At 43.4% G+C, this 3,391-nt stretch carries 1 protein-coding gene and 1 pseudogene; both read left to right on the plus strand.

The window, feature by feature from the left end:
• Nucleotides 1-474, plus strand: a pseudogene (locus tag LC574_RS32195) (hypothetical protein); the annotation flags it as partial.
• A gap of 487 nt (nt 475-961) precedes the next feature.
• On the plus strand, nt 962-3,043 hold the full coding sequence (locus LC574_RS32200; RefSeq protein WP_306422189.1) for a cytochrome-c peroxidase: 2,082 nt from the start codon (nt 962-964) through the stop codon (nt 3,041-3,043).
• Nucleotides 3,044-3,391: the final 348 nt, after the last annotated feature.

Genomic DNA, 3,391 nt, shown 5'->3' on the forward strand with positions numbered 1-3,391 from the left:
AAATACCACGTTCGCACCGATACCGAACTAAATCCCATATTTACCCAGAACCTAATGTTTTTAGAAGCCTACTTTAGGTTCACCGCCAATATCCCCCTTTCCATTACAGAACAAATACTGTCTTCAGCCAAGGTGGATATATTCTTGCATGAGGGGCTAATTGATGATGCAATTGCGATCGCTAGTGAACTCAGTTCTTATAATTCAGAATTAATTCATCGAGTCATGGATGCTGCTATCCCTCACAATCCTAGTTGGGTAATTGCTAATGCTCGTCGCCGTGCCGAAAAGATTATGGATGCAGGTAAAGCCGAATACTACTACTACGCAGTTGAATGGTTGAAAAAGGCACGTAACGCCTACTTGGAATCTGGAAATAAAGCTGACTGGTTAAGCTATCGCCAAAACTTGATGCAAACCCACGCCCGTAAACGTAAATTGATGGGAATGTTTCAGCAAAGGGATATGAAGTAACCCTAAACCATTAGGACTTACGCAGCGATAATTAGTCATTGCGAGCGGAACGCAGTCAAGCGTTGCAATCCTGGTCTTGACGAGATTGCTTCGCTTCTCTTCGAGACGCTTCGCGAACGCTCGCAATGACGAAAATACGTTGCCTTTGCGTAAGTCCTGACCATAACAAAACGCAAGTTTGCCTACTTTTAACCCACATTCCGCACTTCATCGTGTAATACACGAATATTTCCAACATCTGGCTAATGGTGGTTAAATAGTAATCACAAATTACCAATAATTGTCAGTATTAATATTTAGTGATTGATCATTATTAGGAAATATTCTTGAATATCGATATATTACATCTTGAAGTGCGGAATGTCGGGTATAATTTTTGTGCTGTTATGCTGTGACAAAAATCATGGTAATTATACTCGTAATAAGCTTAGTAGTCTTTATTGCTGGCTTATCAATTTACTTTCGACTGACCTCAAGAGGTCGAATTTTGCTCAAATCTTTGGTGACAAAAATTAAGTGCCAATGGTGGAAACTTAGCTTTGGCAAGCTTAACCAACTAAAATCAAGATTTTCCAAGACCATAACAATTGCTGCCATTATTATGGTAGTAGTAATAGCTGGAAATAGTGTATCCGCGCAGGTTACGGGGCCGCCTCCAGTTTCGCTCAAGAGCGTATCGGTTCCAGAACCTGATAATCTTCGAGACTTTGTAAAAGACAAAGCAGCCGCGATAAAGCTAGGAAAAACTCTTTTTTGGGATATGCAGGTTGGGAGCGACGGACAGACCTCCTGTGCTACTTGTCACTTCCATGCTGGAGCCGACAATAGATCCATAAATCAGATTGCTCCTGGGCTTTTGCGAATTAACGCTGATCGTACAGAGAATCCAGATATAATTTTCAATATAGGCGGTAGGCCAAACTACCAGCTAAGAAAAGAAGATTTTCCCTTTCACAAGCTCTCCAGTGATTCTACGACTGTTATATCTGACAGTAACGATGTTAGCTCCTCTCAGGGAGTCGCCAATACAAAATTTGTTGGTGTTATACCTGGTAGCTCAAGAGACCTAGAAATAAGTGAGCCAGATCCAGTGTTTAACGTGGGAGGTATCAATGTGCGTCGCGTCCAGCCGCGTAATACACCAACCGTAATTAATGCAGCATTCAACTTCCGCAACTTCTGGGATGGAAGGGCACAGGATATCTTTAATGGGGTGAATCCCTTCGGTTTAAGAGACCCTAACGCCTCTGTGGTGAAAGCAGAAAACCCAAATCAGCTTAAATTTGTCAAAGTCAGCCTGAATAATTCGTCTTTGGCTTCCCAGGCGGTCGGGCCGCCACTCAGTTCCTTCGAGTCGTCTGCTGATGGTCGTACTTTTCAAGAAATTGGTGATAAGTTCGGGCAAATTGACCTCAGCAAATTTATATTTGTCAACAACTCGCTGGGTCCGCTGGAAAATATTTTGTCAATCGGGGGTACAAAGCTCCCCAGAGTCTTGGGGCAAAAGTTATCTGGACTTACACCACTAGGCAAACAGGTTGTGCATCCACAAGACAGCGTTTTAGGTGCAGACAGTAGTTATCCTCAGCCCGGACTCAAGGATAAAACCTACGAGGATCTGATTCAAGATGCCTTTAAGCCAGAGTGGTGGAACTCTAATCAACTCATCCAAGTTGATGCTGAAGGTAAACGGACTTTTGTCAACAAACCTGATAACTCTTCCCAAACCGATGAGTACAGGCTGTTAGATTATAACTTCTCGCTATTCTTTGGGCTTGCAGTTCAGTTGTACGAGTCTACACTTATTGCCAACGATACGCCCTACGATCGCTTCTTAGAAGGAAACACCACCGCCCTCACCGTGCAGCAGCAACGAGGCAAACAACTATTCGAGGGCAAAGCTGCCTGCATCTTCTGCCATAGTGGGTTGGAACTCACCAGCGCTTCGGTTAGCAACGTCAAGAACCAAAGACTCAGAGCCACCACCACCACTCCCAAAACCGTCTCGGACAGAGGTTTCTTCAATATCGGTGTTAGACCCACCCTAGAAGACATTGGTGTTGGTGGTAAAGACCCATTTGGTAATCCGCTTTCGGAGTCGGGGGTAGCTGCTTTGGGCAAATTCCCACTACTTCTCGGTTCAAGCTCCAATGTTACAGTTAGCCCCAATGACACAATAGTTGCAGACGGACAGTTTAAGACTCCTGGACTACGCAACATAGAACTCACAGCTCCTTACTTCCACAATGGTGGCTATTTGACTTTGCCGCAAGTGGTGGACTTCTATAATCGTGGTGGAGATTTCCGTCAGCAAGGGGTTCTCCGTCCATTGGGATTAAGCGAAACTGAAAAAGATGACTTGGTGGCTTTCTTGAAAGGACTCACTGATGAGCGAGTCGTCTCTTCTAAAGCGCCCTTTGACCACCCGCAACTATTCGTTCCCAATGGACATCTAGGTAACTCTATGTATGTTGTCAATGATGGTACTGGTAAAGCTGCCGATAACCTACTAGAAATTCCTGCTGTAGGTAAGAATGGTGGTATTGGTACTCCAAATTTCCTAAACTAACTAGCAATTTAAGTTAGTCGCTCAGGTGTCACACCAGGGGGAGATAAGTGAAAAAAATTATTTCCTTGTCCCCCTGTTCATTGCATACTTACAGCAATCATACAATTCTACCCAATACTGGCTAGTTCATGACATCGATAAAACCTCTGCATCAGTAGACCTTGAGCAAATCGAAAAAAAACTACTGCAAGTATAGTTTTTACTTAAATATTTATACCAGTAATATAGGACTAATATTTGATTTCTGAAAAAGCTCGGTACAACTCGAAAAGCCTAATTCCTTATTCCCTACTCCCTACTCCCCACTCCCCGCCTACGTAGATAATTTCAAAAATCAAATACGATTCC

The sequence above is a fragment of the Nostoc sp. CHAB 5715 genome (genome assembly GCF_020829685.1).
In the GTDB taxonomy this organism is placed as follows: domain Bacteria; phylum Cyanobacteriota; class Cyanobacteriia; order Cyanobacteriales; family Nostocaceae; genus Nostoc.